The sequence below is a fragment of the Brevundimonas sp. AVps4 genome, assembly GCF_058681525.1.
Map to the genome: position 1 here is coordinate 199,049 of NZ_CM178741.1, position 25,628 is coordinate 224,676.

At 68.4% G+C, this 25,628-nt stretch carries 22 protein-coding genes; 6 read left to right on the plus strand and 16 right to left on the minus strand.

Annotation, left to right across the window (positions count from 1 at the left end; all coding sequences use genetic code 11):
- Positions 1-68 precede the first annotated feature (68 nt).
- The 4 genes from ACW178_RS00985 to ACW178_RS01000 all read left to right on the plus strand — a co-directional run bounded on the left by ACW178_RS00985 (position 69) and on the right by ACW178_RS01000 (position 5,288).
- Complete coding sequence (locus ACW178_RS00985; RefSeq protein WP_492024777.1) at positions 69-1,304, plus strand: PQQ-dependent sugar dehydrogenase; 1,236 nt, start codon at positions 69-71, stop codon at positions 1,302-1,304.
- 53 nt (positions 1,305-1,357) lie between these two features.
- Complete coding sequence (locus ACW178_RS00990) at positions 1,358-1,591, plus strand: hypothetical protein (RefSeq protein ID WP_492024778.1); 234 nt, start codon at positions 1,358-1,360, stop codon at positions 1,589-1,591.
- A gap of 160 nt (positions 1,592-1,751) precedes the next feature.
- Positions 1,752-2,957 (plus strand): acetyl-CoA C-acetyltransferase, encoded by a 1,206-nt coding sequence (locus ACW178_RS00995; RefSeq protein WP_054764089.1) that lies wholly within the window; start codon positions 1,752-1,754, stop codon positions 2,955-2,957.
- A gap of 138 nt (positions 2,958-3,095) precedes the next feature.
- The gene (locus ACW178_RS01000) at positions 3,096-5,288 is read left to right on the plus strand and encodes a 3-hydroxyacyl-CoA dehydrogenase NAD-binding domain-containing protein (RefSeq protein ID WP_191558116.1); all 2,193 of its coding nucleotides are present in this window, start codon (positions 3,096-3,098) and stop codon (positions 5,286-5,288) included.
- Between the two features lie 354 nt (positions 5,289-5,642).
- Here ACW178_RS01000 and recA read toward each other — a convergent pair whose 3' ends face one another.
- The 6 genes from recA to ACW178_RS01030 form a co-directional block, all read right to left on the minus strand.
- Positions 5,643-6,722: a recombinase RecA gene (recA, locus tag ACW178_RS01005; RefSeq protein WP_054764091.1), complete on the minus strand. Its 1,080-nt coding sequence runs from the start codon at positions 6,720-6,722 to the stop codon at positions 5,643-5,645.
- Between the two features lie 168 nt (positions 6,723-6,890).
- Positions 6,891-8,795, minus strand: a complete 1,905-nt coding sequence (locus tag ACW178_RS01010) for a M20/M25/M40 family metallo-hydrolase (protein ID WP_287104520.1) — start codon at positions 8,793-8,795, stop codon at positions 6,891-6,893.
- Between the two features lie 82 nt (positions 8,796-8,877).
- Positions 8,878-9,834, minus strand: a complete 957-nt coding sequence (locus ACW178_RS01015) for a right-handed parallel beta-helix repeat-containing protein (protein WP_191558118.1) — start codon at positions 9,832-9,834, stop codon at positions 8,878-8,880.
- A gap of 1 nt (position 9,835) precedes the next feature.
- On the minus strand, positions 9,836-10,657 hold the full coding sequence (locus ACW178_RS01020; protein ID WP_191558119.1) for a phosphatase PAP2 family protein: 822 nt from the start codon (positions 10,655-10,657) through the stop codon (positions 9,836-9,838).
- Entirely contained in the window at positions 10,654-11,172 is a 519-nt protein-coding gene (locus ACW178_RS01025; RefSeq protein WP_492024779.1) for a hypothetical protein, read from the minus strand. The genes ACW178_RS01020 and ACW178_RS01025 overlap by 4 nt, the downstream gene beginning before the upstream one ends.
- A 70-nt stretch (positions 11,173-11,242) precedes the next feature.
- Positions 11,243-11,614 (minus strand): ribonuclease, encoded by a 372-nt coding sequence (locus ACW178_RS01030; RefSeq protein ID WP_224762138.1) that lies wholly within the window; start codon positions 11,612-11,614, stop codon positions 11,243-11,245.
- Between the two features lie 121 nt (positions 11,615-11,735).
- Between ACW178_RS01030 and ACW178_RS01035 the strand changes: the two genes are divergently transcribed.
- On the plus strand, positions 11,736-12,725 hold the full coding sequence (locus ACW178_RS01035) for an LLM class flavin-dependent oxidoreductase (protein ID WP_191558121.1): 990 nt from the start codon (positions 11,736-11,738) through the stop codon (positions 12,723-12,725).
- Between the two features lie 13 nt (positions 12,726-12,738).
- On the opposite strand, the gene pheT is transcribed toward ACW178_RS01035, so the two are convergent.
- From pheT to ACW178_RS01055, 4 genes are all read right to left on the minus strand, one after another.
- Entirely contained in the window at positions 12,739-15,192 is a 2,454-nt protein-coding gene (gene pheT, locus ACW178_RS01040; RefSeq protein WP_191558122.1) for a phenylalanine--tRNA ligase subunit beta, read from the minus strand.
- The gene (locus tag ACW178_RS01045) at positions 15,189-15,581 is read right to left on the minus strand and encodes a hypothetical protein (protein ID WP_224762139.1); all 393 of its coding nucleotides are present in this window, start codon (positions 15,579-15,581) and stop codon (positions 15,189-15,191) included. The genes pheT and ACW178_RS01045 overlap by 4 nt, the downstream gene beginning before the upstream one ends.
- Positions 15,582-15,584: 3 nt before the next feature.
- The gene (gene pheS, locus ACW178_RS01050) at positions 15,585-16,661 is read right to left on the minus strand and encodes a phenylalanine--tRNA ligase subunit alpha (RefSeq protein WP_054764097.1); all 1,077 of its coding nucleotides are present in this window, start codon (positions 16,659-16,661) and stop codon (positions 15,585-15,587) included.
- 176 nt (positions 16,662-16,837) lie between these two features.
- The gene (locus ACW178_RS01055; protein ID WP_263596067.1) at positions 16,838-17,746 is read right to left on the minus strand and encodes a polysaccharide deacetylase family protein; all 909 of its coding nucleotides are present in this window, start codon (positions 17,744-17,746) and stop codon (positions 16,838-16,840) included.
- 246 nt (positions 17,747-17,992) lie between these two features.
- Here ACW178_RS01055 and ACW178_RS01060 point away from each other — a divergent pair, with 246 nt between their 5' ends.
- A complete protein-coding gene (locus ACW178_RS01060; RefSeq protein ID WP_492024780.1) occupies positions 17,993-19,597 on the plus strand; it encodes a response regulator in 1,605 nt (534 codons plus the stop codon).
- Positions 19,598-19,670: 73 nt separating this feature from the next.
- On the opposite strand, the gene rplT is transcribed toward ACW178_RS01060, so the two are convergent.
- From rplT to ACW178_RS01090, 6 genes are all read right to left on the minus strand, one after another.
- Positions 19,671-20,024 (minus strand): 50S ribosomal protein L20, encoded by a 354-nt coding sequence (gene rplT / locus ACW178_RS01065; RefSeq protein WP_054764100.1) that lies wholly within the window; start codon positions 20,022-20,024, stop codon positions 19,671-19,673.
- 54 nt (positions 20,025-20,078) lie between these two features.
- Positions 20,079-20,276, minus strand: a complete 198-nt coding sequence (gene rpmI / locus ACW178_RS01070; RefSeq protein ID WP_054766748.1) for a 50S ribosomal protein L35 — start codon at positions 20,274-20,276, stop codon at positions 20,079-20,081.
- Positions 20,277-20,440: 164 nt separating this feature from the next.
- Complete coding sequence (locus tag ACW178_RS01075) at positions 20,441-21,730, minus strand: MFS transporter (RefSeq protein ID WP_287105380.1); 1,290 nt, start codon at positions 21,728-21,730, stop codon at positions 20,441-20,443.
- A gap of 64 nt (positions 21,731-21,794) precedes the next feature.
- Complete coding sequence (locus ACW178_RS01080) at positions 21,795-23,780, minus strand: alpha/beta hydrolase family protein (protein WP_287105378.1); 1,986 nt, start codon at positions 23,778-23,780, stop codon at positions 21,795-21,797.
- Between the two features lie 140 nt (positions 23,781-23,920).
- A complete protein-coding gene (infC, locus tag ACW178_RS01085) occupies positions 23,921-24,442 on the minus strand; it encodes a translation initiation factor IF-3 (protein ID WP_039244129.1) in 522 nt (173 codons plus the stop codon).
- 125 nt (positions 24,443-24,567) lie between these two features.
- A complete protein-coding gene (locus ACW178_RS01090) occupies positions 24,568-25,530 on the minus strand; it encodes a glycosyltransferase family 9 protein (protein WP_287105375.1) in 963 nt (320 codons plus the stop codon).
- Positions 25,531-25,628: the final 98 nt, after the last annotated feature.

Here is a 25,628-nt window from a genome sequence, read left to right on the forward strand (position 1 = left end):
GGCAGGAGCGGACAGATAACGCTGGGGTTTCTTCGTTACCGACGCCCCCAACCCGCCCGGAGCCGCCCATGCGCCCCATCGCCCTCGCCGCCTCGACCGCCCTGCTCGTCCTCGCCGCCGCCTGCGGCGCGAACGGAGAGACCGCCTCCGCATCCGGCCAGTCGGGCGCCCCGCTGGAGACCCGGCCCGCCAACAATCCCGACCAGCAGCCCGCCTTCCCCGGCCAGACCCGGGCGCCGGGGGTGAAGACCGAACAGGCGATGCGCCACAGCGTGGTCGCCTCGGGCTTGTCGCATCCCTGGGGCCTGGCCCTGATGCCCGACGGGCGCTGGCTGGTGACGGAAAAGCCCGGCCGGCTGCGGATAATCACGGCCCAGGGCCAAGTCGGCGAACCGGTCCAGGGCCTGCCCCGCGTCGATGCGCGCGGCCAGGGCGGCCTGCTGGACGTCGTCGTCAGCCCCGGCTTCGCCCAGGACCGTCTGATCTACTGGAGCTATGCGGAGCCTCGGGACGGCGGCAACGCCACCTCGGTCGCACGGGGGCGGCTGTCCGACGACGGCGCGCGGGTGGACAATGTCCAGGTCGTCTTCCGCGCCCTGCCCGCCTATGACGGCGACAAACATTTCGGCTCGTCCCTGGCCTTTGCGCCGGACGGCAAGCTGTTCATCACCCTGGGTGAACGCTCCGACCGGCCGATGCGGCCCCAGGCCCAGGATCTGGGCTCGCACATGGGCAAGACCATCCGCATCAACGCCGACGGCACGGCTCCCCAGGACAATCCCTTCGTCGGCCGCGCCGGCGCCCTGCCCGAGATCTGGAGCCTGGGCCACCGCAACGTCCAGGGGATCGCCGTCCAGCCCGGCACGGGCGCGATCTGGACCATCGAGCACGGGACGCGCGGCGGCGACGAGGTCAATCTGGACAGGGCGGGCCTGAACTACGGCTGGCCCGACGCGGCTTACGGCGTCGAATATGCGGGCGGCGCGATCAACAGCGGCGCGACCCAGAAGGCCGGCACGGAACAGCCCGTCTATTATTGGGATCCGGTCATCGCGCCGGGTGGGGCGGTCTTCTACCAGGGCGCCATGTTCCCGGCCTGGGACGGCGATCTGCTGGTCACCGCGCTGAAGGAGAAGCATATCGCCCGGCTGGTGATCGAAAATGACCGCGTCGTCGGGGAAGAGCGGCTGCTGACCGACCTGGGCGAGCGTGTGCGCGACGTGGCGATCGGCCCAGACGGCGCCGTCTGGGCGATCACCGACGAGAGCGACGGAAAATTGGTCCGACTGGCTGCGGCCGAGTAGTCTTTAGCGAAGCGCGGGCCCGCCCCTGCGGGCCTCGCCCATAGGAGAATGCCATGCGCCACGCCACATCCTGCATCTGGGTGGCGACCCTGGTCGCCCTGCCTTTGATCGCCGCCTGCGCCTCGACCGGCGTCGAAAACCGCTACCAGACCGAGTTGGACGCCCTGGAGGCGCGCTGTACGGCGCGGCAGGGGATATTGGTCACCACGGGTCTGCAGACCGGCCGTCCAGAGACCGACTACGCCTGCCGGATCAGCGGCGTCGCCAGCCGAATCCCCGGCGACTGACGGCTGGGGCGCCGCGCCTCGACCGCCTCACGCGCCTTGTTACTTGACGTTGACGTAAACGTAGGGTTCTTGGCGACCAAGCTTTGATCCGACCCGGCCGTAAGCCGCGCCGCCCTTTCCGGGCGACGTCGCTCCGGCCCAAAGATGGAGACTCCCTGTCATGGCTGACGCCTATATCTACGACGCCGTCCGCACACCCCGCGGCAAGGGCAAGAAGGACGGCTCGTTGCACGAGATCACCGGCCTCAGCCTGGCGACCCAGGTCCTGGAGGCCCTGCGCGACCGCAACGACCTGGACACCTCCAAGGTCGATGACGTCATCCTGGGCTGCGTCACGCCCGTGGGCGAACTGGGCGCCGACATCGCCCGCACCGCCGTTCTGTCCGCCGGCTGGTCGCAATATACGGCCGGGGTTCAAGTGAACCGCTTCTGCGCCTCGGGCCTGGAAGCCGTGAACATGGCCGCTGCCAAGGTGAAGTCGGGCGAGTCCGACTTCGCCGTCGGCGGCGGGGTCGAGGTCATGAGCCGCGTGCCCATGGGTTCGGACATGGGCGCCTGGCCGACCGATCCTTCGTCGGCCTTCCCGACCTATTTCGTGCCCCAGGGCGTCTCGGCTGACATGATCGCGACCAAGTACGGCTTCAGCCGCGACGACGTGGACGCCTATTCGGTCGAAAGCCACAAGCGCGCCGCCCGCTCCTGGGCCGAGGGCCGGTTCAACAAGTCGGTCATCGCCGTGAAGGATCAGCTGGGCCTGACCATTCTGGACCGCGACGAGACCATTCGTCCGAACACGGACATGCAGACCCTGGGCGGACTGAACCCCTCCTTCACCATGATGGGCGAAATGGCCTTCGATAGCGTGATCAACCAGCGCTATCCCGAGGTCGAGCGGGTCAACCACGTCCACACCCCCGGCAACTCCTCCGGCATCGTCGATGGTTCGGCGGGCGTGCTGATCGGTTCGCTTGAGGCCGGCCGGGCCCTGGGGCTGAAGCCGCGCGCCAAGATCCTAGGCGGCGCCTCGATCGGCTCGGAACCGTCGATCATGCTGACCGGACCCGAATATGTGTCCAAGAAGCTGCTCGGCAAGCTTGGCATGACGACCGACGACATCGACCTGTGGGAGTTGAACGAGGCCTTCGCCGCCGTGGTGCTGCGCTACATGCAGGCCATGAACATCCCGCACGACAAGATGAACGTCTGCGGCGGCGCCATCGCCATGGGCCACCCCCTGGGGGCCACCGGCGCCATCATCACGGGCACGGTGCTGGACGAGCTGGAGCGCTCGAACAAATCGACGGCCCTGATCACCCTGTGCATCGGCGGGGGCATGGGCACCGCCACCGTCATCGAACGCGTCTGATCCATTGCTCCCCCGTCGGGGGAGCTGTCAGCGAAGCTGACTGAGGGGGGCGAACCCATCGCCGGCGTCGGCGGCGGCCCCCTCCACCGCTTCGCGGTCCCCCTCCCCCGCTGGGGGAGGATCTGAGGAAGAGAGATTATGGAAAACTTCAAGATCGACATCGACGCCGACGGCATCGCCGTCATCGCCTTCGACGTGCCGGGCCGTTCGATGAACACCCTGACCAGCGCGGTGATGAAGGAGATCCCGGAACTGGTCGAACGGATCAAGACCGACGAAACCATCAAGGGCGCCGTCATCACCTCGGGCAAGGCCTCGGGCTTCTGCGCCGGCGCGGACCTGGGCGACATGGCGGGCGGCGTGCTTTCCGGCGGCGGCGACCTGCAGAAGGCCTTCGACGCCGGCTGGGCGCTGAACGGCGCCTTCCGCGCGCTCGAGACCTGCGGCAAGCCGGTGGCGGCGGCGATCAACGGCCTGGCCCTGGGCGGCGGGCTGGAGTTCACCCTCGCCTGCCACTACCGCGTGGTCGAGAACGACAACAAGATCCAGCTGGGCCTGCCCGAGATCAAGGTCGGCCTCTTCCCCGGCGGCGGCGGCACCCAGCGTCTGACCCGTCTGGTCGGGGTCCAGAACGCCATGATGGCGATGAGCGAGGGCAAGTCCTTCCGCCCGAACGACGCCAAGGGCGCCGGCATCGTCCATGAGGTGGTCGAAAAGGGCCAAGCGGTCGAGGCGGCCAAGGCCTGGATCAAGAACGGCGGCAAGGCCGTCCAGCCCTGGGACGACAAGTCCTTCAAACTGCCCGGCGGCGGCCCCTATCACCCGGCCGGCATCCAGAACTTCATGGTCGGCAACGCCATGCTGCGCAAACAGTCCTACGGCAACTATCCGGCCGTGGTGAACCTGATGAAGGCCGTCTACGAAGGGACCCAGGTGCCGATGGACGCGGCCCTGCGGATCGAGACCCGCTATTTCATCAAGACCCTGATGACGCCCCAGGCCCAGGCCATGATCCGTTCGCTGTTCCTGTCCAAGCAGGAGCTGGACAAGGGCGCCGTGCGGCCCGCCGGCGTGCCGAAATCCGATCCCAAGAAGGTCTCGGTCCTGGGCGCGGGCATGATGGGCGCCGGCATCGCCTATGTGCAGGTCATGGCCGGCATCGAGACCGTGCTGATCGACCAGACCCAGGAAGCCGCCAACAAGGGCAAGGCCCATGTCGAGGAGCTGCTGAAGAAGCGTCTGTCGCGCGGTCAGATGACCCAGGAGAAGTATGACGCCACCCTGGCCCTGGTCACGGCGACGACCGACTATGACCACATCAAGGGGTCGGACCTTGTGATCGAGGCGGTGTTCGAAAACCGCGAGATCAAGGCCGATGTGACCAAGCGGGCCGAGGCCCAGCTGGTCGAAGGCGCCGTCTTCGGCTCCAACACCTCGACCCTGCCGATCACCGGCCTGGCCGAGGCCAGCGTGCGGCCCGAGGACTTCATCGGCATCCACTTCTTCTCGCCGGTCGACAAGATGATGCTGGTCGAGATCATCCTGGGCGAGAAGACGGGTCAGGCCGCCATCGCCAAGGCGCTGGATTACGTCCTGAAGATCAAGAAGACGCCGATCGTGGTCAACGATTCGCGCGGCTTCTACACCTCGCGCTGCTTCTCCACCTTCCTGATGGAAGGCATGGCCATGCTGGAGGAGGGTTACGGCCCGGCCCTGATCGACAATGTCGGCCGGATGACCGGCATGCCGCGCGGCCCGCTGGAGATGCACGACGACGTCGCCCTGGACCTGTCCTACAAGATCGCCAAACAGACGGCGCTGGACCTGGGCGACAAATACGTCCCGACCGAAGGCGCCGACATTGTCGCCAAGATGGTCGAGGGCGGACGCTACGGCCGCAAGAACGGCAAGGGCTTCTACGACTATGACACCAAGCCCAAGACGATCTGGAAGGGGCTGAGCGACCTGGCGCCGACCACCAAGGGCATCGATGCGCCCGAGGAGCCCGGCGCCTTCGCCCAGATCGACGAGCTGAAGACCCGCCTGCTGTATCGCCAAGCCGTCGAGGTCGCCCGCTGCTGGGCCGAGGGCGTCATCGACGACCCGCGCGAGGCCGACCTGGGCGCCATCCTGGGCTGGGGCTTCGCGCCCTGGACCGGCGGCCCGATCAGCATGATCGACGGCATCGGCCTGGCCAAGTTCGTCGAAACGGCGGATCGCCTGGCCGCGACCTATGGCGACCGGTTCAAGGTCCCGGACCTGCTGCGCGACATGGCCGCCAAGAACGAGACCTTCTACGGCAGGTTCGCCCCGGAGAAGGCCGCCGCCTGATCGGCTGCGAACATCAACAGAAGACGGAACGGGCGGCCTTCGGGTCGCCCGTTTTGGCTTGGTGCTGCCCCTTCTCCGCTCATCCCGGCGAAAGCCGGGACCCAGTGCTTTGGGTGATCCAGCGTGTCTGCAAGTCACCGCTTTTGGTCCAACGCATTGCGGAGCGACAGAACTGGGTACCGGCTTTCGCCGGGATGAGCGGAAAGGTGAATTCCTGGCCTCAGATCACGCGAGTGCGCGGCAGGCCAAAAAAGACCCGCCCGACACGAGGTCGGACGGGTCGCTCCGCCGCCCCTCGCGGGGTCGGTGGCGGGTCGCTTGGGGCGACGGAGTATCCTTAAGGTCCGGAGAGGCTCAGCCTTCCAGATCCTGGCCTTCGTCCGGCTCGGGCGTGCCCAGCAGTTCGTCGGCGATCTTGTTGGTCGAGGCCCGCACCGCCTTTTCGATCGAGGCGGCGATGTCGGGGTTCTGTTTGAGGAATTCGCGGACGTTTTCGCGGCCCTGGCCGATCCGGGTCGAGTCATAGCTGAACCAGCTGCCCGACTTCTCGATCACCCCGGCCTTGACGCCCAGGTCGATGACCTCGCCCAGTTTGGAGATGCCCTCGCCGTACATGATGTCGAAAATGACCTCGCGGAACGGCGGGGCGACCTTGTTCTTGACCACCTTGACCCGGGTGGTGTTGCCGACCACCTCGTCGCGGTTCTTGATCGCGCCGGTGCGGCGGATGTCCAGGCGCACCGAGGCGTAGAATTTCAGCGCATTGCCGCCCGTCGTCGTCTCGGGGCTGCCGTACATGACCCCGATCTTGTGGCGGATCTGGTTGATGAACAGGACGATGCATTTGGACTTGGAGATCGAGGCCGTCAGCTTGCGAAGCGCCTGGCTCATCAGGCGGGCCTGAAGGCCGGGCAGGCTGTCGCCCATCTCGCCCTCGATTTCGGCGCGCGGCGTCAGGGCCGCGACCGAGTCGACCACCACGATGTCCACCGCGCCGGAGCGCACCAGGGTGTCCACGATCTCCAGCGCCTGTTCCCCGGCGTCGGGCTGGGACACCAAGAGATCGTCCAGGTTCACGCCCAGCTTCTGGGCGTAGACTGGATCAAGGGCGTGTTCGGCGTCGACGAAGGCGGCGACGCCGCCCTTCTTCTGCACCTCGGCCACCGTATGCAGGGCCAGGGTGGTCTTGCCCGAGGATTCCGGGCCGAACACCTCGATCACCCGCCCGACCGGCAGGCCGCCGATGCCGAGCGCCATATCCAGACCCAGCGAGCCGGTCGAGACGCTTTCGATCTCGGCCACAACCCCGGCCTTGCCCAGTTTCATCACCGAGCCCTTGCCGAAGGCGCGATCGATCTGGGCGATCGCCGCCTCCAGAGCCCGTTGTTTTTCGCCGTCTTCCTTACCCACCAGTTTCAAAGCCGCCTGTGCCATTGCCTTCGTCTCCCTTGCCATGATTCCCGTCAGAAGCTTGGGAGAGACCCGCCATGGACCCGCCCCCGTTTTGGTGAGGCCGACTATGTGCACGGTTTGTTCCGGTTCACAAGATGTTCTCATCAGAGACCGACAAATCTCTTCGGGTCTACGTCCGTTTCTGACGCATCACTCGGCGACGACGTCCACAGCCGAAGCCGGTTCGGCATGGCGCGCAGCGAGGGACAGGCCGCAGCCCAGGATCAGCACGGCCGTCGACAGGCCCGCGAGGGTGTGACTCCGAGGGCTGTGCGTTCCCGACGGCTCCCCCCGCATCGGCGCCAGGGGCCGGACCAGGACGAGGATCAGCAGGGCGATCAGGGCCAGGGCCCAGGCCTGGCTCATGCCCACGCCCAGGAAGATGAAATGGCCCAGGCCGAACAGCCAGCCGCCGACCAGGACCGTGACCACGGCCGCCGGCGCCAGGGCCGCCCACCGCTCCAGCCGGGCGCCGATCAGGGCGGCCAGAGCCGCCGCGAAGGCCGCCGCCAGGCCGGTCCAGACGAACAGCAGGGCCGCCTCGGGGGCGATCGCCTGAACCAGGCCGCCCAGAACCAGCACCAGGACGATCGCGCCCAGCCAGCCGCCCCAGACCGTCTCGTCCTCGCCGTCCGGCCAGAGGCTTAGGGCGACGCCGACCACGGCGGCGCCGAGCACCAGATAATCGACCCCGCCCAGGACCGTCGCCAGAACGGCGGCCGCCGCGACCACCCCGGCCAGCAACCGCCGCCCGATCAGGGCCCGCCCGGCCGTCAGGGCCAGCAGGACCGCCAGGACGGCCAGACCCGCGCCGGCCTCCATCCACGGCAGGCGGCGCAGCATCATGTAGTAGGTCTCGGCGGAGTCGATCCGCTCGCCGATCGGCCCCGCCAGAACCCGCGCCGCCTGGGCCGCCACCATGCCGACGCTCAACAGCCACAGGCCGCCGGTGAAGCCCTTCACCCCCTGTCTCCAGGTCAGGCCGGTCGCATGGCGCGCGCCCCAGGCGGCGAAGGCCGTGAGCCCAAGGGCCAGACCCAGCAGGCCCCAGCCCGTCTCAGGCCCATGGCGCAGAAGCCCCAGGCCGAAGACGTCGGAATAGACGAGGTTGCGCGTCGCCTGGGGCAGGGTCGGCGCGCGCAACAGGGCGTCGGCCGTCTCCAGCGCCTGGGCGCCGATATGCTGGACGCTGCCCTGGTCCAGAGCCTCCGGCGTCGAACTGGGCGAATGATACTGAGCCGGGCGGCCGAGGAAGGCCAGATTGACCCCCGCCAATCCCCGGTCGGCGGCGATGGTGAAGTCGGTGCCGTTGGGCATCAGCCGATAGACGAAGACGGCGAGCGCATTGCTGGACGGCCCGCCCTCGGCTCGCCGCGCCGCCCGGGCGTACAGATCGACGGTCTGGGCGTTGCCGGGTCCGGTCTCGAACATCAGGGCCCGACCGCCGCCGCCCCGCGCCTCCAGATTGACCACCGCCCCCACCCGGTGGCGCAGCGGATGTTCGCTGAAGAAGGTCCGCGCCCCGTCCAGGTTCAGCTCCTCGGCGTCGGTCAGGAGGACGATCAGGCCCCGCTCGGCCGGGCCCCGCGCCTTGATCGCCCGCACCGCCTCCAGAACGGCGGCCACGCCGCCGGCGTCGTCGGCCGCGCCCGGCGACCCCGGCACGCTGTCGTAATGGGCCATCAGCACCACCAGAGGCAGGCGCGGGTTCCGGCCGGGCAGGACGCCGACCAGATTGACGGCTGAGACCCCTTCCGTGGAAAGGCCGTTCCGCTCCAGCCGCCGCACGGCCGCCGGAGACAGGGCGCCGGCCTGGAACGTCGGCGACAGACCCAGCTCAGCCATCCGGCCATAGAGATAGGCCTGGACCAGGGCGTGGTCGGTCGAGCCGACCGGCCGGGGCGCCCGCGCCATCAGCCGCACGTCCTGCATCGCCCTTTCGGCGGAAAAAGCGGCGGCCGGCGCGCTCGCCGGCTGGGGTCGAGGGGTCTGGGTGGTGAGCACGGCCAGACCCAGGGCCGCCGTCAGAGCCGCCAAAAACAAGACCAGCCGCATGCGATCCATCCCCGAAGTCTCTCGCTCGCCACTAAGGACCGAGGCGGTTCCGTTTCGCAAGAGCGAGCCGTCGGCGCCCCCTTCAGCGTCTCGTCCGGTTCCGCTCGACCCGGTTGCCGACCGCCCCGTCGCGGTCGTCGGCGCTGGAACCGAAGGGATAGCCCGCGTCATCGGCGCAATAGCGCCGGTTTCCCTCACGCGCGCCGACCACCACCGTGCGAGGCCGCAGCCAGCCCGCGTCCGAGAAGCTATTGTCCGTGATCTGATTATAGGACGGCGTCTGGTGTCGGATCACCCCGTCCTCGCCGCAGTTGCGGTACAGAAAGATCCCGCCCCGACCGCCCAGGGCGAACCGGTTGCCGATGATGCGATTGGCGCCTGACCCGTCCACGGCGATCATTTCGCGTCCGGTGCGCAGCACGAAGTCGTTGTCCTGGATCAGGGCGCCCGCGCTTTCGGCGTCCAGATAGACGGCGGTGGAGACCGAACGGCCGGTGAAGCGCGATTCCCGGACGGTCGTCCGCGTCACCCCTGGTCCGACATAGAGGGGAATGGTCCCTGTCGCCTGAAACCGCACCTGCTCCAGCACGGTCTCGGACGGAGCCGCCGCCTGGGCTGCGGTCGTGTGGTCCGGGCGGCGGGACGAGGCCAGAAGATCCCGCATCGACCCGCCCGCCCCCATGCCCCAGATGCGGATGTTGCCGACGACGGTGCAGTGGCGCACCACCGCGCCGATCGGCCGGCTCCACCCCTGCGGCGTCTGGCGCGACCAGACGGCGACGGTGGGGGATTGGGCGGTCGCCTGACCCGGCTGGCGGATCGTCCCGCCGCCGCAGTCCAGACCGGCGCCTGAGGCTTCCGCCCCCTCGATCAGGACCGGACGGGACACGTTCGCCCCCGCCAGGACGGCGCGACACAGCAGCCGATAGGGGCGGTCGGAGGGGGTGGTCAGGTCGCGCACCTCCTGCGGCGTGCACGGTCTGGCGGCGGGACGGTCGTCGATCGGCGCCAGCAAGGACAGCAGCAGGAGGCCGACCATTTCAGTCAGCGGCCGTCGCCGCCAGGGCGGCCCGTTCGGCGGCGCATCCCGGATTGGTCAGGCCGGCGGCGCGGCGCGCCTCCAGCTCTCGCCGCGCCGCCTCCGCCTCGGCCTGGAAGGCCGGCGCGGCGATGATCTGTAAGGCGACGGCCCGCCCGAGGGCCGCGCCGACCGCGACGTCGCTGGGAGAGTTCATCGCGCAAACCATTCGGCTTACGCCGATCTGACGGCCGATGCGGCGCACCGCGCCCGCACGATCCGGCTCCAGCGCGGCCAAGACCTCGGCATAGGCCGCGCCCGCCGCCGCGCCCAGGGACGGATAGGCGGCGCTGTCGCGCATCGCCGGCGTCAGCCGTTCGCAGGCCGGGCGGTCGGGATCGTTCGACACAGGCCGGGCGCGACGCGCGCGGGCCGCGACCTGTTCGGACACGGTCCGCACATCGTGAAACGCCTTGGCCGCCATCCGATCCAGCGTCGGCGTCTCTGCATCGCCTCCCAGCCGAAGCCCCAGGGCGCAGTCGAAATGTTGCAGGGCCAGGGGCGGACGAAGCTCGGCGTGGGCGGTGGCCAGCAGCCACCGATCCGACTGTTCCAAGGCCCGGAACCGGTCCGACTGGTCGCGGTCTTGGCGGTCGGCGGCCGAGTTCGCATCGGGAGCGGACGGCGCGGCCTCAGCCAATCGCGCCAAGGCCTCGGGCGACAGATAGCCGCTGTCGGCCAGGACGAAGACCGGCGCGGGGGACGGCCGCCCCGCGCCCGCACAGGCCGACAGGACGAAGGCTGTCGTCAGAACCGCCGCGAATGAGGCGGCGAACGGCTTCACCGCCCTTCGCTCCAGCTCAGCTGCACGGAGGTCTCTCCGCCTTCGCCGGGTGCGGCGACGACGTGGATATTGGTCGCACCCGCCGGGCCGCCGGCGGCGCCATAGGCGCGGGCGTCGCCCTGGTTCATCCCCATGACGGACGAAAGGCCGGCCTGTTCGGCCCGTTCACGATAAAAGGCCACCACCTCATCGGGGCTGGCGGAGGTTCGGAAGGTGACCAGGCCGCCGTCTCCGTGCGGTCCGGTCGCCGTCGTCCCCGGCTGATCCATGACCGCGCCGGGATAGAGGGCGGCGTAGTCGGGCGCCCCCGGCGCGGCGGGCTCAACGCCGCCGCTTGAGGCGGGGGCGGCGGCTTCGGCCGGGGGCGGAATCGCCGCGTCGCGCGCCTCAGCCGGTCCCGCCTCAGCCGGCGCAGCAGCGGCGCGCCCTTGAACCGGGTGGGCTTCATCCTCTCGGCTGCAAGCGGCGAGCATCAGTATGAAGAAGGCGGCCGAGGCCGCCGAAAGGCGTATCATCGGGGAATCGTCCCTTGGACCCTTAGTCGAGGCGGCACCGTGGCCTAAGGATGCGGCGCCAGCAAGGCGTTCAGTCGCCGCCGCGCCCGCCCTCGACCGGATCGCCCGCCTCGCCGGTGAAACGGCGGCCGGACTCCGCGACGGCGTTCGGCTCCGCGTTCGACGGCGACTGGGGGTCGGCCTCCGCCCGCCCTTCGGCCGCCAGGGCCTCATTGATGACCGCCGAGTCGGGATCGTCGTCCGACCCGCTCGCCGAGCCGCCGCGTAGCGAGCCCGCCCTCAGGTCCGAACCGGAGTCCGAACCGTCCAGCGCCTCGATCAGGGCGTCGCCCCTGCGCCCCAGGTCGGGCTTCTCGCCCATGTCCTGAGCTTCACGGGAGTCCCGGCCTTCGAGTTCCGATTCTGCGCCCTTGTCTTCCGCGTCCTTGTCGATGTCGGTCATGGCGCCGTCTCCTGTTCTGTCTCACTGCGTCAAAGGTCTGTGACCGTCTTCAGGTTCCCGTCCGCCGCGCCTTCCGCCCCGCGCCCCTTGAACCCCCGACGCCGCTTCCGATCTAAGCGTCATGATCCCCTTTTCCGTTCTCGACCTCTCCCCCATCGTCGAAGGGGGCGACGCCCGTCGCGCCTTCGACGAGACCCTGGCCCTGGCCCAGGCGGCCGACCGATTGGGCTATCAGCGGTACTGGCTGGCCGAGCATCACAACATGCCGGGCATCGCCTCCGCCGCGACCGCGATCGTCATCGGTCATGTCGCGGCGGGGACGGACCGAATCCGGGTCGGTTCGGGCGGGGTCATGTTGCCCAATCACGCGCCCCTGGTGGTCGCCGAACAGTTCGGCACCCTGGAGACCCTCTATCCCGGCCGCATCGACCTGGGCCTGGGCCGGGCGCCCGGAACCGACGGGGCCACGGCGCGCGCCCTGCGCCGCTATTTCGAGGGGGCGGACCATTTTCCGCGCGACGTGGTCGAACTGATCCAGTGGTTCGAGCCGGCCGCCGAGAACCAGCCGGTCCGGGCCGTGCCGGGCGCGGGGCTTCGCGTGCCGATCTGGCTCCTGGGCTCCAGCCTGTTCAGCGCCCAGTTGGCGGGGCAGCTTGGCCTGCCCTACGCCTTCGCCAGCCATTTTGCGCCGGAACTTCTGCTGGAGGCCCTGGCCCTCTATCGCCGCAACTTCACCCCGTCCGACCGGCTGGCGGCCCCTCACGCCATGGCCGTGCTGAACGTCTTCGCCGCCGAGACGGACGACGAGGGGGTCCGCCTGGCCACCTCGATGCAGCAGAGTTTCGCCCGGCTCTCGACCGGCAAGCCCGGACGCCTGCCGCCGCCGGTCGATGACATCGCCGCCGTTCTGACCCCGCAGCAGATCGAGAGCGCGCGCAGCCGTCTGACCTATTCCGCCGTCGGCGGGCCAGAGACCGTCAAAAAGCAGCTGTCGGACTTCATCGCCCTGACCCAGGTGGACGAGCTGATGATCACCGGCATGATGTTCGACAAGGCGGCGCGCATCCGCAGCCTGGAGATCACGGCCCAGGCGCGCGAACGCCTGGGCTGATCCGCCCGATAAATCAGGCGCGCAGCTTGCCGCCCTGTTTCTCGACCGCCGCCACCACCTTGGCGGTCAGGGCCTCGATCTCGGCCTCGGCCAGGGTGGCGTCGCGCGGCTGGATCACGACTTCCAGGGCGACGGACTTGAAGCCCTCGTCCACCCCCTTGCCGCGATAGACGTCGAACACCCGGACGTCGGCGATCAGCGCCTTGTCGGCGCCGGCTGCGGCCCGGACCAGATCGCCGACCGGCTTGGCTTCCTCGACCACGAAGGCGAAGTCGCGGGTCAGGGGCATGAAGGCCGACAGGTCGGCGGTTCCCCGCGCCTTGCCCGACCCATTCTTGCCTTTCTGGCCGCGCGGCTCGGGCACGGCGTCCAGCACGATTTCGAACGCCAGCATCGGACCGTCGGCGTCCAGCGCCTTCAGCACGCGCGGATGCAGCTCGCCGAACTCGACCATCACATTCTTCGGGCCCAGTTGCAGGCGGGCCGAACGGCCGGGGTGCCACCAGTCGCGGTTCTGGCCCTGGACCAGTTGCAGCGAGGCGACCGGGGCGCCGATCTCCTCCAGCACGGCGGTCAGATCGGCCTTCAGGGCGAACAGGGCGTCCTCTCCGACGCCGGCCCAGTGGCGGGCGGCGTGGGGCGCGACCAGGCCGGCGATGACCGTGCGCTGATCCGCCGGTCCGTCGCCCAGATAGATTGGGCCGATCTCGAACAGGGCGGCGTCGGCGAAGCCGCGCGCGGCGTTCCTCGCCGCCGCCTGGATCAGGTTCGGCAGGGCCGAGGGCCGCATGCAGTCCAGATCGGCCGCGATCGGGTTCTCCAGCACCAGCCGATCATCCCCGCCGCCGAACAGGGCGGCGGTCGATTGTTTGGTGAAGGACCAGGTGACGGCCTCGGCGTATCCCAGGGCCGCCAAGGCGCGGCGCGCCGTCCGGACGCGGGCCTGGCGGGGGTTCAGCACCCCGCCGGCGGGAGGGGCGACCTCGGGCAGGGGCGTGTCGGGCAGGCTGTCGAAGCCCTCGATCCGCGCCACCTCTTCCACCAGATCCGCCCGGCCCTCGACGTCGCGCCGCCACGACGGCGGGGTGACGATCCAGGGCTCGGCCTGACCGGCCGGGGCGGCCTGCACCAGGAAGCCGAGCTGGCCCAGAATGGTCCCGATCCGATCCGTCGGCAGGTCCATGCCGCTGAGCCGCTTCACATAGGCGGGGTCGAAGGCGAAGGGCGCCGGCCCAGCCGGGGGCTCGCCGACGAAGACGATCTCGGACGGTTCGCCGCCGCACAGGTCCAGGATCAGGCGGGTGGCCAGCTCCAGCCCCGGCGTGACCGAGACCGGATCGACGCCGCGCGCGAACCGATACTGGGCGTCGGAATGGATGCCGAGCGCACGGCCCGTCTGGGCGATGACCAGGGGGTCGAACCAGGCGCTTTCCAGGAAGACGTCGGTGGTGTCGTCGTCGCAGCCGGTGCTTTCGCCGCCCATGACCCCGCCCAGGCCGATGGGGCGCTCGCCCCCGGCGTCGGCGATGACGCAGTCGGCGGCGGAGACCGCATAGGTCTTGCCGTCCAGGGCGATCAGATGCTCGGGCTCGCCGCCCTCGATATGGGCTGTCCCGGCCGAAACCTGTCCGCCCCGCACCACGATCTCGGTCCCAGACAGCTTGGCCAGGTCATAGACGTGCAGCGGCCGGGCGCGGTCATAGGCGATCAGATTGGTCACATCGACCAGACGGTTGATCGAGCGCAGGCCGATGGCGGTCAGGCGTTTCTGCAGCCAAGCTGGCGACGGGCCGTTCTTGACGCCCCGGATCACCCGACCGGCGAAGACCGGGCACATCTCGGGCGCGTCCAGCCGCACGCTGATCGGCGACGGAAAGCCCCCGCGCACCACGGCGATGTCGAAATGCTTCAGCTTGCCGACGCCGGCGGCGGCCAGATCGCGCGCGATCCCCGCCACGCCCAGCCAGTCGGGCCGGTTCGGCGTGACCTCGAAGTCGATGACGGGCTCGGCGCCGAACAGGCCGGCGACCGGGGTTCCCACCGGGATCTCCGGCGGCAGTTCCTGAATGCCGTCGCTTTCGTCGGCCAGCTCAAGCTCGGAGGCCGAGCACAGCATGCCGTTGGACACCACGCCGCGCACCGGCTTCTCGACCAGGGTGACGCCAAGACCCGGCACATAGGCGCCGATGGGGGCGTAGATGGTGGTCAGGCCCGCCCGCGCGTTCGGGGCGCCGCAGACGATCTCCTTGATCCCGTCCACCGTCTCGACCTGACAGACCTGCAGCCGGTCGGCGTTGGGGTGGCGTTCGGCCGACAGGATCTTGGCCACGGTGAAGGGCGCCAGCTTGGCGGCGGGGTCGAGAACCTCTTCGACCTCCAGCCCGGCCATGGTCATGGCCTCGGCGATCTGATGGACGTCGGCCTCGGTCTCGAGGTGATCCTTGAGCCAGGAAAGGGTGAACTTCATGCCGGAACCCCGCCCAGAACCTGCTGAATATTGGTCAGAAACTCCGGCGTCCCGGTGAAGCCCACGCGCAGGAAGCGGCAGTTGACGAAGCTGCAGTCCTGGAAGGCGACCGTGCCGGTGACCTTTTCAGGACCGACCGGCTGAAGCAGCAGATTACGCGGGTCGCCCATGGCGTCGCCCATGTTGCAGCCGTCGAAGCTGCACCCGCCGACGGCCAGCAGCACAGCCGGCCCTTCCAGAAAACAGTCGCGGAAGGTCTTGCCCGCGATCATCGCCTCGCCGCGCTGCGCGGCCTCAATGACCAGCTGCGGCAGCCAGATGTGGACGCCCTGATAGGCGGGACCGGCCCCGATCAGGGGCAGTTTCAGCGTGTCGTCTTCGATCTTCATGATTCAGCTCAGGCCCGAAGCCGGATTGGGGGCCGCAAAGGCCGAGAAGCCGTAGTGCGCCAGCCAGCGCGTATCGGCCTCGAACATGGGGCGCAGGTCGGGCACGCCGTATTTCAGCATGGCCAGCCGATCCACCCCCATGCCGAAGGCGAAGCCCTGATATTCGTCCGGGTCGATGCCGCAGTTCTTCAGCACATTGGGATGCACCATGCCGCAGCCCAGGATCTCCAGCCAGTCGTCGCCGGTGTTGAACACCAGCTTCCCGCCCGAGCGGTCGCAGCGGATGTCCATCTCCGCCGAGGGTTCGGTGAAGGGGAAGTGGTGCGGACGGAAGCGCGCCTGAACCGCGTCCAGCTCGAAGAAGCGGGCGATGAAGGTCTGAAGCGTGGTCTTCAGATGGCCCATATGGATGTCCCGGTCGATCACCAGACCTTCGATCTGGTGGAACATCGGCGTGTGGGTGGCGTCCGAATCCTTGCGGAAGGTGCGGCCCGGCGCGACGATGCGGATCGGCGGCTTTTGCGACATCATGGTGCGGACCTGCACCGGGCTGGTGTGGGTCCGCAGCACCTTGCGCTCGCCTGTCTCGGGATCGGGCTTCAGGAAGAAGGTGTCGTGCATCTCCCGCGCCGGATGTTTCGGCGGGAAGTTCAGGGCGGTGAAGTTGTGGAAGTCGTCCTCGATGTCCGGGCCTTCCGCCACGGCGAAGCCCATCTCGGCGAACAGGGCGATCATCTCGTCCATCACCTGCATGGTGGGGTGCACCCCGCCCTTGCGACGCGGACGGGCCGGCAGGGTCAGGTCGACCCGCTCGGCCTGAAGCCGGGCGTCCAGTTCGGCCGCCTCCAGCTCGGTCTTCTTGGCCGTGATGGCGGCGGCGACGCGGTCGCGCAGGCCGTTGATCATCGGCCCCTGTTCGCGGCGTTCATCGGGGCTCAGGGCCCCCATTCCCTTCAGCAGGCCGGAGACGGAGCCGGACTTGCCCAGGGCGGCGACGCGCACCTCTTCGAGGGCGGCGACGCTCTCTGCGCCGCCGATGGCGTTGATCAGGTCGAGTTCGAGTGTGGCGAGATCGGTCATTTGGCCCGTGCCTTAGAGCATGATCGTTTCGGACGGAACCGCTTCGCGGTTCCGGCTGAAGCGTAAATCATGCTCTCGGTTTGATCTGGAGCCTGATTCACGGCTTCAGCGGGATCGCGAAGCGATCCCTCCTCAGCCGATCAGGCTCTAGCGGGCCGCAGCCGTTTCGTCACCCTTCAAGGCGCGGTTTGCGCCCCGGCGATGGCCTCAAGCTCGGCGGCCGGCGCCTTGTTCGCCGCGACGATCCAGGCCGGTGGCTCCGGCTCCCAGCGGATGGGCTTGCCCTCGGTGCTGGTCCAGCGGTGCAGCCACGAGATTCCATTGGCGCGGACATAGGTGTCGGCGTGCTGATAGATCGGGTCCGCCAGGGCCTCCTCCAGCGTCACGAACCGATAGCCGCGCGCCAGATAGAGGGCGTGGATCTGCGGATAATAGGCCTGGTTCAGGCTGTTGGCGTGCAGCAGCAGGACCTGGGCCGGCTCGCGCCCGCCGGTCAGTTCGGCGCTGTAGGGTTCGTAGAAGTCGAGCACCCGGGTCATATGGGCCACATAGGCCTCGCCGATCCGCCGCTTCAGCGCCGCGTCGCCCAGCTGCTCGGCCTTGCGATAGACGTCGGCGAACATCCAGTCGTTGTTGTCGATCGTGACCGGCGCGACCGTATAGCCGCGCTCGGCCAGGCCGGCGGCGATGGCGTCATGCTTTTCCTGGGTCTCGCCGGTGAACAGATAGGGGTGGCGGAACCAGCGCAGGGTCCGCCCGTGCGCCTGAAGCGCGGCCCGTGTCGTCGCAGCACCGGCGTCCACATCGGCCAGATAGGCTTCCGCCGTCGTCTGGTGGATGTTGATATGGCTGAAGCTGTGATTGCCCAGGTCGAGCCCGGCGTCCAGCCACAGGTTCAGAACCGTCGGCAGGGTCGAGGCCCGCGTCGCTTCGCACACCCGCCCGTCGTTGACGAAGGCCGTCCCATGGGTATCCAGCGGCTTGAGCATGGCCAGGAAATCCGTCGTCAACCGCATCAGCTGCGCCGGGTCGCACAGGGCCGCCGCCGGCCCCTGATAGGGCAGGTCGTCGAAGGTCACGGCCACCTTTCGATCCTGGGCGAGGGCCGGGCTGCCGATCCCACAAAGCAGGACGAGGACCAGACCGAAAAGAGAGAAACGGGATTTCATCGGCGTGAATTAGCCCAGATCGGCGGTCTCGCCTACACCGAGCCGAATATTGTCCGATTACTGAATGTTTGTCGGAAACCCGCCTCGAAAGCTTCATGAACGGCAAAGCCGATGTTAAAGTTCGACGGTTAAGCCCGCCTGCGTGGACATAAGGGGGGCCGAATGCCGCTGATTGGTGATTTCGTCGAATTGATTGCGCCGGTCGCTCCGTCCACCCTGGGGGCGGAGGTGTTCGAGCGTTTCCAGACCGAGCCCAACACCCTGGCCCTGGCGGTGGTGGGTGACGACGGCCGTCCCCTGGGGCTGATCGAGCGCAACGCCTTCACCCTTCGGATGGCGGCCGAATTCGGCCGCGCCCTCTATGCGCGCAAGCCGGCCGAAAGCCTGATGGACCGCAATGCGCCGATCGCCGAGGCCTCGACCAGCGCCGAAACCTTCTTTCAAGCCTATGGCGCGGCCGAACTGGGGGCCCTCCTGGGCGGCTTCATCGTCGTCGCCGACGGCCGCTACCTGGGGGTCGGCACAGGCTTGCAGATCGTCCAGGCCGGCGCCGCCCTGCACCGCCAGCGCGCCGAGGAGATGGGCGCCCTGGCCCGCGATCTGGCCGCCGCCGAGGCCGAGGCCGTCGCCTCCAGCCGCGCCAAGTCCGAGTTCCTGGCGGTCATGAGCCATGAGATCCGCACCCCCCTGAACGGCGTCCTGGGCGTCGCGGCCCTGATGGAGAAGAAGCTCGAACAGGAAGAGCTGCGCCCCTATGTCCGCACCGTCATCGATTCCGGCCAGAGCCTGCTGCGGCTGCTGACCGACGCGCTGGACATGTCGCGCGCCTCGGCCGGAATGCTGACCCTGGAGGAAGAGCCGCTGAACCTGTCGGCCGTGGCCTTCGACATCGACGCCCTTTGGCGCGCCCGCGCCGAGGAGAAGGCGCTGAGCCTGACCGTCCGCACCGAATTCGAGGCCAGCCCCTGGGTCCGGGCGGACGGCATGCGGATCAAGCAACTGCTGAACAATCTGGTCGGCAACGCCCTGAAATTCACCCAGAGCGGCGGGGTCATCGTCACCTTGTCCAGCCATACGACCCGCGACGGCGTCAGGGTCGAACTGACGGTGGACGACAGCGGCCCCGGCGTGCCCGAAACGGCGGCCGCGACCATCTTCGAGCCCTTCAACATCGGCAAGGCGGGGCGCGAAGGCGCGGGCGCCGGTCTGGGCCTGGCCATCTGCCGCCAGATCGCCGAGCGGATGGACGGCAGCATCGGCCTCAGCGTCTCGCCCCAGGGCGGGGCGCGCTTCCATGTCGTCCTGCCCCTGACCGCCTGCGCGGCCGAAGAGGCCGCCGCCGCCGCTCCGATGGCAGAGCCCACCCCGCACGAGACCCTGCATGTCCTCGTGGTCGACGACAACGCCGCCAACCGTTTCGTCGCCGCCAAGCTGCTGGAGATGTTCAACTGCACGGTCGAACTGGCCGAGAACGGACAGGAGGCGCTGGACGCCGTCAGCAACCGCCCCTTCGACCTGGCTTTGATGGACATCAAGATGCCGGTCATGGATGGGATCGCGGCGACCCGCGCCATCCGCGCCCTGCCCGGACCGGCCGCCCGCCTGCCCATCCTGGCCCTGACGGCCAACGCCGACGAGCGCGACGAGCTGGACTATGTCGCCGCCGGCATGAACGGGGTGGCGCAAAAGCCGATCCAGCCCGACGCCCTGCTGAACGCCATTCGCCTGGTCCTGGCCGACGCCAAGGACGAGGCGGCGGCGGCCTGAGCGTTTCCTGAAACGAAGAACGCCCGCCCCGGCGAACCGGAGCGGGCGTTGATCCTTGTCGCGAAGACCCGGCTTAGGCCAGGGCGGCGCGGACCTTGTCGGCGATCGCCTTGAAGCCGGTCGGATCGGCGGCGATGGCGGCCAGAACCTTGCGGTCCAGCTCGACGCCGGCCTTGTTCAGGCCGTTGATGAACTGGCTGTAGGTGAAGCCTTCGATACGGGCGGCGGCGTTGATGCGCTGGATCCACAGGGCGCGGAAGTTGCGCTTCTTGGCGCGGCGGTCGCGATAGGCGTATTGCCCGGCGCGGTCGACGGCGGCCTTGGCCGTGCGGATCGTATTCTTGCGGCGGCCGGAGAAGCCCTTGGCCTGCTCCAGAACCTTCTTGTGCTTGGCGTGCGAAGTTACGCCACGTTTCACGCGAGCCATGTCGCTATTCCTTCAAATTCTTTGGGTTGGATCAGTTCGTACAGCGCGCGCCGATCAGGCGTACGGCATGTAGGACTTGATCTTCTTGGCGTCGGCGTCGGACATGGTCTCGGTGCCGCGGTTCTGACGGATGTATTTCGAGTTGTGGCTGATCAAGCGGTGACGCTTGCCCGCAACCCCGGCCTTCACCTTGCCAGTGGCCGTGAATTTGAAGCGCTTCTTGGCGCCCGACTTCGTCTTCAGTTTCGGCATTTCAGTCTCCTTGTTGGAGGGGCTACCGTCCTTCGGACTGCTTGAGCCCGTCGGGTGAGGTGTCTCTCCAGAGTTATGAACCGCCCAGGCATGCCTGTTCGCCCGGCGGTTCGGTACGCGAAGGCGCGGCTTCTACGCGAAGACCGAGGCCAGCGCAAGATGAGTCAGGCCGGGGCTTTCACGCCGTCATCGACCTTGCGAATAACCCTCCCCGCATTCAGCGCCATCACCGCCGCCGGAACGGTCAAGAGCGCGCCGATCAGGAAGGGCCAGTCATGCCCCAGGCCGGAGAACAGGCCCCCAGCGACCATGGGGCCGAAGATGCGCGCCACCGAGCTGGAGGCCATGTTGAGCCCCAGCATGGCCCCCTGCCGATCCGGCGGCGAGGCCCGGCTGATCATGGCCGAGATATTGGGCATGGCCAGGGACATGCCGCAGGCGCCCACGGCCATGACGAGGGGAATGACCCAGCCCTGGACCACCGGCAGGGACAGGCCGCCCAGCTCCAGCCGCGTCGCCGGGAACCAGGCGACGGGCGCCAGGACCTGCAGCACCAGCGAACTTCCGAACAGCAGCATGCCGGCCGCCAGCACCCGCGCCTCCCCAAACCGGCGCGCCAGCCGCCCTGCCAGGAAGCCCTGATTCAGGACCGAAATCACGCCCACGATCATGAAGCTGAGCCCCACCTCGCGCGCACCCCAGGCGTAGCGGCTTTCGGACCACAGGCCGAAGACGCTCTCCATGGCCGAGAAGCCGGCCATATAGATCAGGGTGACGACCAGAACCCGCGACACCACCGGATTGGTCCGCGCGTCCTTCAACCCCGCCAGGAAGGCCGGACGCGCCGCCGCCGGATCGGCCTTGGCCCGGCTTTCGCGCAGAAAGACCATCACTCCGATGGCCGCCAGGGCCGCCAGGGCTGCGGCCAGGAAAATCGGCAACTGATAGCCCAGCCGCCCCAGCTGCGGCTGGGTCAGCAGTCCGCCCAGCCCCGGCCCGACGATGAAGCCCAGGCCGAAGGCGGCGCCGATCAGCCCCATCCGCCCCGCCCGCTGTTCCGGCGGGGTCACATCGGCCACATAGCCCTGGACCGTCGAAATATTGCCCGCCCCCAGGCCGGTGAACAGCCTGACCGCGACGGCCAGCCAGATATTGGGCACGAAGGCCAGCATCAGATAGCCCAGCGCATTGGCCACAAGCGTCACCAGCAGCACAGGTTTTCTCCCCACCCGATCCGACAGCCGCCCCCAGAAGGGTTCGGCGAAGAACTGGCCCAGGGAATAGGCCGAGAACATCAGGGTGATCTGCCAGGCCTCGGCCTTCAGGCTCTGGGCGAAGAAGGGCAGCAGCGGCACCACCAGGCCGAACCCGACCAGATTGATGAAGACCACCGCGAACAGCACCGCCAGGGCGGGCGCGCGGACGGCGGGAGGCGAAGACGGCGTCTGGCTCATGGTCAAGCCTTAGCGCGGCGCTTGGCCCGCGAGAAGCGCCAGCATGCGCCCCCGCCTTGCGGCTTCAGTTCGCGACAGGCGGATTATGCCTCTCGAGAAAACGAACCGTCTCGCTCAGCATCTTGTGGCGCGTCTCCGTGCGCGACAGCCAGTGATCCTCGCCCTGCAGTTCGATGAACTCGACCGGCTTGTCCGCCCGACGCAGAGCCTCGGCCATGATCCGGCTCTGGTCGATCGGAACGACCGTGTCGTCACGGCCATGGAGCAGCAGCAGCGGGCCGGCGCTCGCCTGGGCCAGATAGGCCGGTGACAGGGCGTCCAGCGCCCGGTCGTTCAGCCGCGCCGCCCCCATGAACCGGTTCCAGTAGCGTACCGTCTGGCTGTCGTTGCGCCCCTCCTGCCGGGCCTCCCAATTGACCATCCGGCGCAGGTCCGACACCCCCGAAACCGCCACGCCGCAGCGATAGACGCCCGCATCAAGGGTCATGCCCGCCATGGCCGCATAGCCGCCGTAGCTGGCGCCGACGATGCAGACACGCTCTGGGTCGATGATCCCTTCGGAGGCCAGCCAGCGGACGCCGTCCGACAGATCGGTCTGCATCTTGCGGCCCCATTCGCCGTAGCCGGCCTCCATGAAGCTGCGGCCGTAGCCGGTGGAGCCGCGGAAGTTGGCCTGGAGCACCGCATAGCCGCGCGACGCCAGGGCCTGGGCCCACCAGTCGAAGCCCGCCTCGTCGCGAGCGGCCGGCCCCCCGTGGGCCAGGACGATCAGAGGCAGGGCCTTGGGCGTCTCTACGCCCGGCGGCAGGGTGAGATAGGCGGGGATCTCCAATCCGTCGGCGGCCTTATAGGTCACCAGTCGTGTCGCGCCGACCTGTTCGGGCAGGACCGTCGGATAGGGTTCGGCCAGAATCTCCGCCACGCCGCGGCGGAAGTCGATCAGCTGATAGACACCCGCCTCGCCCTGATCCGTGAAGACCACAATCTGGTCTTGCGCGTCGTTCCACGACACCAGCTTGGGCCGTTTGCCCGCAAAGGCCCGCTCGATGGCGGCCCAGCGACGCGCCGCATCCGCGTCGATGAACTCATAGTGGACCCCGTCCTCCTCCGTCCGGCCCGCGCCGATCAGCAGCTGGGTGACGGGATGATGCACCAGAAAGTCAGGATGGTGCTCGAACGGCAGCGGGCTCCATTCGCCGGTGTCCACATCCACCTCGAACAGAACGTCCAAGGTTTCCGCCTCCGGGTCCGCCGGCGCCAGATCGGGCCGATCGGCCCCGATGATGATAGAGCGCGCCTTGCGCCCCAGACCATAGAAGGCCGGGGTGTCGATCGGCGCCTCCGTCGACCAGCCGTCGCGGAAGAAATTCCCCTGCTTGAGGCGCAGCGTCCATTGTTTGCTGCGCTCGACATAGCGGCCCATGGCGATCACGTCGCCGGACGGGTCCTGCACGAAGTCTTCGATCTCCCGGTCCATGCCCTTGATGGGACGGCCGCGCCCGGAGGTCAGGCTGATGGCGTGAAGATCGATCTGATTGGTCACCAGATTGACGCCGCGCGCATAAAGCGTCGCGCCCTCATCCGAGCGACGGATCGTAGCCGGGCCGTACAGAACGGCCAGCACGTCCGGCGTCCGGTTCAGAACCTGGACCATTCGTTGGGTCTGAAGGTCGAGGATCTGACCGAAATACAGTTCGGACCTGGGCACCCCCAGAGAGGCGATGCTCTCGGTGCGAGAGGTGACGACCAGCACCTTGTCCTCGCCGAGCCAGCGCAGGTCGCGGACCTTCACATCCCCGACGTCGGCGACGAACAGGAGCCCGCCGCTCATATCCGTAACGACCAGGGCGCGGATTTCGCCGGCGACGGTGATGCGGGCCAGGCGATCGCCGCTCGGCGACAGCTCCAGATATTCGATCGCCGGCAAGGCGCCGTAGGCCTCCAGCGGCGGCGCGTTCTGAGCCGAAGCCTGAGCCGGAATCGCACCGCCCCCGCACACGGCCGCCGCGACCGCCACGGCGGCCGCCCAAATCCTCAATCCGAACACCACGCCCGTCCTCCCCCGAGTCCCGGCTCCTTTTCAGACCCTCAAAGCCCAGGTTGCAAGACCTCTTCGCTCAGGACGCAAAAAAGAAAACGCCCCGGCCGTTTCCGACCGGGGCTTTCAGAACTCGGCGATGAATCGGTCGATCAGCGCGGGGCCAGGATCATGATCATCTGGCGGCCTTCCATCTTGGGCGCGAACTCGACCTTGGCGATTTCGTCGAAATCGGCCTGGACCTTGTTCAGCAGCTTCATGCCCAGTTCGGGGTGGGCCATTTCACGACCGCGGAAGCGCAGGGTGACCTTCACCTTGTCGCCCTCGTCGAAGAAGCGGTGCATGGCCTTGGCCTTCACCTCATAATCGTGGGTGTCGATGTTGGGACGGAGCTTGATCTCCTTCAGTTCGACGACCTTCTGGCGCTTGCGCTGCTCGGCCTTCTTCTTCTGTTCCTGGAAACGGTGCTTGCCGTAGTCGAGGATCTTGGCCACCGGCGGCTCGGAGGTGGAGACGATCTCGACCAGATCCAGCCCGGCTTCCTCGGCGGCTTCCAGAGCGGCGGAGGTGGGCATGACGCCCTGCTTTTCCCCGTTCTGGTCAATGAGAAGAACGCGAGGGGCGCGGATATCCTGGTTCATACGCGGCCCGTCTTTCACGGGTGGCGCTTGCATGGGACGGCGAATGGGCGTCGTTTCCTTATGTGGTCAAAGAAGGCGTGTGTCGTGATGAGCGAACGGGCGCGGCTGTGGCCACGGTCCCCTCTCGCCCGGCAATATGCGTCAGGAAGCCCTATTTTTCAAGGCTCGGCGGGCGCTCCGGCGATATAGGCGTCGTGCAGGGCCAGCACGGCCTCGAAGACGTGATCGACCGTCAGGTCCTCGATCGGGGCGAACTGGCCGCGCGTTTCGTTCGAGGCGGCGGTGCGCGTCTTGGCCCCCCAGGGCCCGTACAGCCACCATTCCGTGGGCCCGAACAGGCCCAGGGTCGGGCGGCCCAGGGCGGCCGAGACGTGCATCAGGCCCGAGTCATTGCCGACGAACAGATCGGCCCGGTCGATGGCGGCGGCTGAGGCCAGTATGTCGCCCTTGCCGACGAAGTCGATCCCCCGCAGCCCCGCCGCCTCCAGGGCCGGGGTCGCCGGCGGCCGGTCGCCCGGTCCGCCCACGGGCATGAAGCGCCAGCCGTCGAAACGGGGCTCGGCCTTCAGCTTCTCGACCAGGGCGCCCCAGCGGTCGGCGGGCCAGCTCTTGCCCGGCTGGTGGGCGATGGGGGCGAGCGCAATGATCGGTCCGGGACCGGCGCCGCCGGCCAGCTGCGGATCGATGACGGCGGCGGCCTCGGCCCGCGCCTGGTCGTCCAGGAAGATTTCGGGGTCCAGCGGCCGGTCCGCGCCCATCAGGCGCGACACCATCTCGACCTTGCGCAGGCCGGTCTCCCAGGATCGGTTGTAGACGATGCGCCGTTTCGCCGGGATCAGATAGGCCAGGGCCGAACCGCGAATGTCGATCACCAGGTCCCAGCGCGTACCGACGACCTGTTTCCAAAGATCGACCCAGTGACCGGCCATCTTCTTCTTGTCGAGCACGAGGGTCCGGACCACGCCCGGCGCATTGCGGAAGAAGGGCGCGGGCGGCCGACCGCAGGCGACGGTGATCTGCGCCCCCGGAACCTGGCGCGCGATCTCGCGGATCACGCCCGAGGAAATGACGCAGTCGCCGATGCGGTTGGAGGTGACGAACAGGACCTGGGGTGCGGACAAACGACTGACCTTTCACACCGTCATGCTCGGGCTTGACCCGAGGATCGGGGGCGCCGCGACAAGACTGCGGATGGAGTGGCGACTGTCGCCGCCTTCAG